Origin of the sequence: Lonsdalea quercina, assembly GCF_900107885.1 — a bacterium.
Classification (GTDB): Bacteria; Pseudomonadota; Gammaproteobacteria; order Enterobacterales; family Enterobacteriaceae; genus Lonsdalea; species Lonsdalea quercina.
In genome coordinates, this window is the sequence record NZ_FNQS01000022.1 from 1 (window position 1) to 5,825 (window position 5,825).

5 protein-coding genes and 3 pseudogenes are annotated in these 5,825 nt (G+C 54.5%); 5 read left to right on the forward strand and 3 right to left on the reverse strand.

Going from position 1 to position 5,825, the window contains the following annotated elements:
• Together BLU64_RS16810 and BLU64_RS16815 are read left to right on the forward strand one after the other, a co-directional pair.
• The coding region (locus BLU64_RS16810) for an RHS repeat-associated core domain-containing protein (RefSeq protein WP_175527824.1) at positions 1-1,309 on the forward strand (1,309 nt) is incomplete at its 5' end.
• Positions 1,310-1,312: 3 nt separating this feature from the next.
• Entirely contained in the window at positions 1,313-1,843 is a 531-nt protein-coding gene (locus BLU64_RS16815; RefSeq protein WP_026744338.1) for an SMI1/KNR4 family protein, read from the forward strand.
• 55 nt (positions 1,844-1,898) lie between these two features.
• On the opposite strand, the gene BLU64_RS16820 is transcribed toward BLU64_RS16815, so the two are convergent.
• Positions 1,899-2,090, reverse strand: a complete 192-nt coding sequence (locus tag BLU64_RS16820) for a SymE family type I addiction module toxin (protein WP_071999820.1) — start codon at positions 2,088-2,090, stop codon at positions 1,899-1,901.
• Between the two features lies 1 nt (position 2,091).
• On the opposite strand from BLU64_RS16820, the pseudogene BLU64_RS17795 reads away from it, so the two are divergent.
• The 3 genes and pseudogenes from BLU64_RS17795 to BLU64_RS16830 all read left to right on the forward strand — a co-directional run.
• Positions 2,092-3,357 (forward strand): annotated as a pseudogene (locus BLU64_RS17795) (RHS repeat-associated core domain-containing protein); the annotation flags it as partial.
• Positions 3,358-3,393: 36 nt separating this feature from the next.
• A complete protein-coding gene (locus BLU64_RS17740; protein ID WP_026744334.1) occupies positions 3,394-3,705 on the forward strand; it encodes a hypothetical protein in 312 nt (103 codons plus the stop codon).
• A 1-nt stretch (position 3,706) separates the two neighbouring features.
• Positions 3,707-3,955 carry a DUF7660 family protein gene (locus BLU64_RS16830; RefSeq protein WP_026744333.1) on the forward strand — a complete coding sequence of 83 codons (249 nt, stop codon included), beginning with the start codon at positions 3,707-3,709 and terminating at the stop codon, positions 3,953-3,955.
• Positions 3,956-4,075: 120 nt separating this feature from the next.
• Here BLU64_RS16830 and BLU64_RS16835 read toward each other — a convergent pair.
• Positions 4,076-4,249, reverse strand: a pseudogene (locus BLU64_RS16835) (SymE family type I addiction module toxin); the annotation flags it as partial.
• A gap of 23 nt (positions 4,250-4,272) precedes the next feature.
• A pseudogene (locus tag BLU64_RS17090) lies at positions 4,273-5,762 on the reverse strand (IS3 family transposase).
• Positions 5,763-5,825: the final 63 nt, after the last annotated feature.

The following is a 5,825-nucleotide window of genomic DNA, read 5'->3' on the forward strand; positions in this document are numbered from 1 at the left end:
GTACCGCTACGACGGCGCGGGCAACGTGACGGGCGTGCGCACCAACCGCGACAGCGAAGGGTATCGGCTGGACAAGACCGGGCGGGTGCTGTCGGCCCTGACCGGTGGCGCGGGCAGGACGCCGACCGCCGAGACCGACTACCACTACACCCGCACCGGCCTGCCGCAGGAGAAAGGACGGCTGACCGAGTGGGAAGCCGGAAGGCTGGTCCAGCGCGACGACACCTATTACACCTATGACCGGGCAGGGCGTCTGGTGCGCCGACAGGCGGTGAAACCGGGATTCCGGGCGCAGGTGTGGCACTACCGCTGGGACAGTCGCAACCAGCTGCGGGCGGTGGACACGCCGAGCGGAGAGACCTGGTACTACCGCTACGACCCATTCGGCCGTCGGGTCAGCAAACGCTGCGCCGAGCGCGGCGAAGAGGTGCGCTACCTATGGGACGGTGACCAGATAGCAGAAGTGCGCCATTATCATCAGGGGCAACAGACATCGCGGAGACACTGGGTCTACAACGGCTGGGAACTGGTGGTGCAGCAGCGGCACACTGCGGCGGGCGGCTGGGACACGGATTTTGTGAGCAGCGCGCCAAATGGCGCACCGCAGGCGCTGTACGATAGCGAAGGCGAACTGCGCTGGCAGGCCCCGAAAGCCACGCTGTGGGGCCAGCGCACCGTTGCGGAAACGGAGAGCGCCGACCCGGGACTGGCGTTCGCCGGGCAGCTCCGTGACAGCGAAAGCGGCCTGTGCTATAACCGATTTCGGTACTACGACCCGGCTGGCGGCGGGTATATCTCACCGGACCCGATAGGGGTGTTGGGGGGGGAAAGCAATTATGCTTACGTCCAGAATCCGATCTGTTGGATCGATCCTTTTGGGTTGGCTGAATGTAACATACGATACGGTGATTTGGATCACCTAGGACGCCCAACAGGTGTTAGAGCTCGACTAGACTCTAGTTACATAAATACAGGCACGCATGCTAATCCTTCGATTCAACCTCCTGGATTTATTACAGGAGCTGGTTCTAATCGCGCTCGTGGACATTTGTTAGGGCGGCAGTTAGGCGGTTCCGGCGATGATGTTCGTAACTTGGTTACTATTCAACATCGGCCAGTGAATACTCCGGATATGAGCAGTATCGAAGGACGTATAAGGAAAGCGTTAGAACGAGGAGAAATAGTTGATGTGTCGGTCACACCCATATATAAAGGTCCTTCTAGGATACCGGCAGGTATAACAATGAATGCTCAAGGCAGTGGCGGCTTCTTTGAAAGTGTCACTCTTCTTAATCCTCCTGGAATGTAAACCATGGCCATACCTAAATTAAATAGCATTTTAGTTCCACCTGATTTCCCCAATGAGTCTGGGAGCGGTAATGCTTGGCCTTATATAGGTGAAAGCACTACGTTTCCTAATGATTATATTGAGTTTATCAGTAACTATGGTTCGGGGAGAATCGCTAATTTCATTGCAATATTCAATCCATTTACTCAAAATAATGATCTTAATTTTTTTGAGCAAAAGAAATTAATCATTGATGACTTTAATTATCTTAATAATGAAGATCCAGACTATTTTAAGTATAATCTTTACCCAGAAAAGAATGGGCTTTTACCAATAGGTGTAACAGATAATGGTGATTATATATTTTGGGTCGTTTCCGATCTAAATAATAGCGATGTATGGGGAACTGCAATAGTTGCATCTAGATCACCAGATATAGAATATTTCGATGAAAATATAACTTCGTTATTATCCGGTGTTTTATCGAGAAAGATAAAAGCAGACTCATTTCCTAATGATTTTCCTCCTGATAATATCATTTTTGAGAAATTCTAGAGAATAAAGCCGGAAACGATCGTAAAGATCCTTCCGGCTTTTTATTATCCGCCGCCTACAGATTAATCTCCGTCTCAATCACCAGCCTCCCCCGCTCAACCGTCACGGTTATCGGCATCCCGGTCATAAAGCCCGATTCTTCCAGCCAGCGGCCCTTGAGGTTAATAGCGGACGGTGGGTTAGGCCTGCCATTATGCGGGGCGTATCCCACCGTGTAGTAATGTACTGTTTTGGTTGCTTTATTCATTGTGACGTCGTCGGTCAGCCACGTGCAGCTGGAATACGACCTGCGCGACCGGGTGGTGCGCGAGTGGCAAAACGGCACGGAAGTGCGCAGAGTCTACGACGAACACAGCGTCACCCGCACCCTGCTGTGGTCGGAAGAGGAAAAGGAAGAAGGGCTGAGCAGCACCTTCCGCTACAGCCGCACCGGTGAACTGAAGCAGGTGGTGCTGCCGGACGGCGCGGAGCTGACGATAAACCACGATGCCGCCGGGCGCGAGAGCGAACGCCGGGGCGGGCGCTTCCTGTAGACGCGCGAGTACGACTCGATGGGGTGGCTGACGCGCGAGATGAGCGGTCAGGCGCATGACGGACGCCTACAGGCGCAGCAGACGAGGGAGTACCGCTACGACGGCGCGGGCAACGTGACGGGCGTGCGCACCAACCGCGACAGCGAAGGGTATCGGCTGGACAAGACCGGGCGGGTGCTGTCGGGCCTGACCGGTGGCGCGGGCAGGACGCCGGCCGCCGAGACCGACTACCACTACACCCGCACCGGCCTGCCGCAGGAGAAAGGACGGCTGACCGAGTGGGAGGCCGGAAGGCTGGTCCAGCGCGACGATACTTATTACACCTATGACCGGGCGGGGCGTCTGGTGCGCCGACAGGCGGTGAAACCGGGATTCCGGGCGCAGGTGTGACACTACCGCTGGGACAGCCGCAACCAGCTACGGGCGGTGGACACCCCAAGCGGAGAGACCTGGTACTACCGCTACGATCCGTTCGGCCGTCGGGTCAGCAAACGCTGCGCCGAGCGCGGTAAAGAAGTGCGCTACCTGTGGGACGGCGACCAGATAGCGGAAGTGCGGCACTATCGTCAGGGACAACAGACGTCGCGGCGACACTGGGTCTACAACGGCTGGGCGCTGGTGGTGCAGCAGCGGCACACCACCGCGGGTGGTTGGGAAACGGATTTTGTGAGCAGCGCGCAAAACGGTGAGCCGCAGGCGCTGTACGATAGCGAAGGCGAACTGCGCTGACAGGCGCCGAAAGCCACGCTGTGGGGCCAGCGCACCGTTGCGGAAACGGAGAGCGCAGACCCGGGACTGGCGTTCGCCGGGCAGCTCCGTGACAGCGAAAGCGGCCTGTGCTATAACCGATTTCGCTACTACGACCCGGCTGGCGGCGGGTATATCTCGCCGGACCCGATAGGGGTGTTGGGGGGAGAAAATAACTACGGTTACGTCCAGAATCCCAACACGTGGGTTGATCCGCTGGGGCTGAGCAAATGTGGGACTTTCACTAAGAATCCTGACGATATTCATTTCATGCAGAGTTCAATTAAAAACCAAACCGGAGAATATACCGTTCTTGATAACGCTGCTGCATTAAGAAATGGAACTCTTAAACCTACTGATTTACTAGCAATAAAAATATGGCAAGATTTAAATGGTAAACTATGGACGTTAGACCATAGACGACTTGCTGCGTTCAAATTATCCGGTCTGAAAGAAATTCCTGTTCAGTGGGCTACACAGAAGGAAATTGCTGGTCAAATGTGGAAGATGACAACGAAAACAGATGGAAAAAGTATCATCCTTAAGATGGGTGATGGAATAAAGCGAATCATAGGTGGATGAAATGCTAGATGAATTTTTCCCAGTTAGCAGCAAAGATGATCTTGTTAAACTAATATCTGCGTTGGCTAGAGATTTTAAAGAAAATCCCGGTGAATGGGAAAATAAAGATTTATCATCTTATTTGGAAGCAGTGGCTTCGTGGATAGAGGACATGGATGGATATTATGAAAATACAAATCAGCCACTACCGAAAGATACAAACTGGAAAGTTTTTGCAGATATTTTAATGGCTGCGAAAATTTATGAATAAATCATGCCGGAAGTGATCCTAACGATCCTTCCGGCTTTATTTTATCTGCTGCTCAGTGGCGGTAATTTACCGCCCGTTCTCCATCCCTGCCAGATTAAGCCCACCCGGAAAACGCTTCAGTCAGTGCGTGACGGCATTCTCATCAAACGGCGCGATGCTCAGCGCGTGCAGGTCTTGCCACAGTGCGCGGATATCCTGCACGGTAATCACAATGCAGCCCGGCATGATACGCAGCTTCAGCGGTTGCCCGGTGGTAAATCCGGCATCCTTCAGCCACTGCCCGGTAAGTGTCAAGATAGTTGGCACCCCCGGTTGATTTAGGCTGCCTGCTTTTCCCGCCCTGGATTCAGCATAACCTCACCTGACGGCTGCCAGTTCCGTGTCCTGCCTGACCAACGTTCAGGCCGTTGCGCTTTTGCCATCTGGTACACCTTATCCCGCTTCTTCAGCACCCTGCCATCTTCGCCCCGGTGCCGTTGGCCTGGCGTTACGTACCTGATGCCGCTATGTCGATGCGTTTCGTTATACCACCGGGTAAAACTCTCTACCCATTCGCGCGTATCCTCTAACTTGTCGAACCCCGATGACGGCCACTGCGGCACATATTTCAGCGTCCTGAACAACGACTCCACATACGCGTTGTCGTTACTGACCCCTGGCCGGCTGTGAGACGGCGTTATTGCCAACTCATGCAGCTTCATCTGCAACGTCTGCGACTTCATCGCCGCCCCATTGTCCGCATGCAGTACCGGCGGGTATTGCCAGCATCCTTCCCGACGTACCGTGCGCTCTATCAGGGCGGCTGCCTGCTCGCCACTTTCTGTTTCATTCACTTCATATCCCACGATTTTTCGGCTGTAGAGGTCTTCCACCAGATACAGGTAAAACCAGCGACCCTTCACGGTTGACGGCATCCATGTGATGTCCCACGTCCACACCTGATTCGGGCCGCTGGCCTGCCAGGTCGTGGCCGGCGTGATTTTCTGTGCCGCACGTTGCCGTCCACGCCGATGTCCTTCCTCCATGACGACGTAGCACCCGGTAAAAGGTTGACTCACTCGCCAGATAAATCCCCTTATCGGCCAACGCCGGTACGATTTGTGACGGTGGCACACTGCCAGTATCTGTTGCTCTTCTTGCGCGCTTAACCGGTTCGACGGGGAGGGCCTGACCGCTCTGGCACGCTTGTCCTCCATCGAACTTTGCCAGCGTCGCCACGTCCGTTCACTTAACCCGGCTTCCGTGAGCGACACCGCTAACCGGGCGCCTGACGCCATCGCGTTGCGCACATATCCCATCAGCGTCTGCCGTTCCGCACCTGATGTCAGTCGTCCTCGTCGGTTATTCCGTAGTAGTCCCGCAACTGCTTTCGCAGCACCAGTATCGCTGCCGCCTCCGCCAGGGCTTTTTCCTTACGAACCAGTTCGCGTTTGAGTTGACTGACTTCTTTCTGGCTTTGTCTGAGCGCGGCTTTATCATTAGGCGAAGAGACCTGCAAAAAGCCTTGTTTCCACTGACTAATCTGCTCAGGATAAATCCCTTTCTTACGGCAGTATTGCGCCAGTTCCGCTTCACTGAGTGTGGCGGTTTCGATAATCACAGCCAGCCGGGCATCGGCTGACCATTGGTCTGTGGTTTTGTCTGCACCCGGCACCGGTATTCCCTCTGCTTTCGCCTTGTTACGCCAGTTATAGAGCGTAGCTTCTGATATCCCTTCCATCTGTGCAACTGCGGTGACGGTCATGTTGTAGGGCGGCAGTAGTTTAGCCAGTGCGGCCGATTTACGTTCTGGTGAAATGTGCTTCACGATATGGTTCCATCTTGTCATTAATGTTTTCGATGGGGGTGCCATCTATCCTGACAGAGGGGG

What these genes read in the sequence shown, in the direction of transcription:
- BLU64_RS16820 (WP_071999820.1), bottom strand. Translation starts at nt 2,090, where the DNA reads ATGAATAAAGCAACCAAAACAGTACATTACTACACGGTGGGATACGCC.
- BLU64_RS16815 (WP_026744338.1), top strand. Translation starts at nt 1,313, where the DNA reads ATGGCCATACCTAAATTAAATAGCATTTTAGTTCCACCTGATTTCCCC.
- BLU64_RS16830 (WP_026744333.1), top strand. Translation starts at nt 3,707, where the DNA reads ATGCTAGATGAATTTTTCCCAGTTAGCAGCAAAGATGATCTTGTTAAA.
- BLU64_RS17740 (WP_026744334.1), top strand. Translation starts at nt 3,394, where the DNA reads ATGCAGAGTTCAATTAAAAACCAAACCGGAGAATATACCGTTCTTGAT.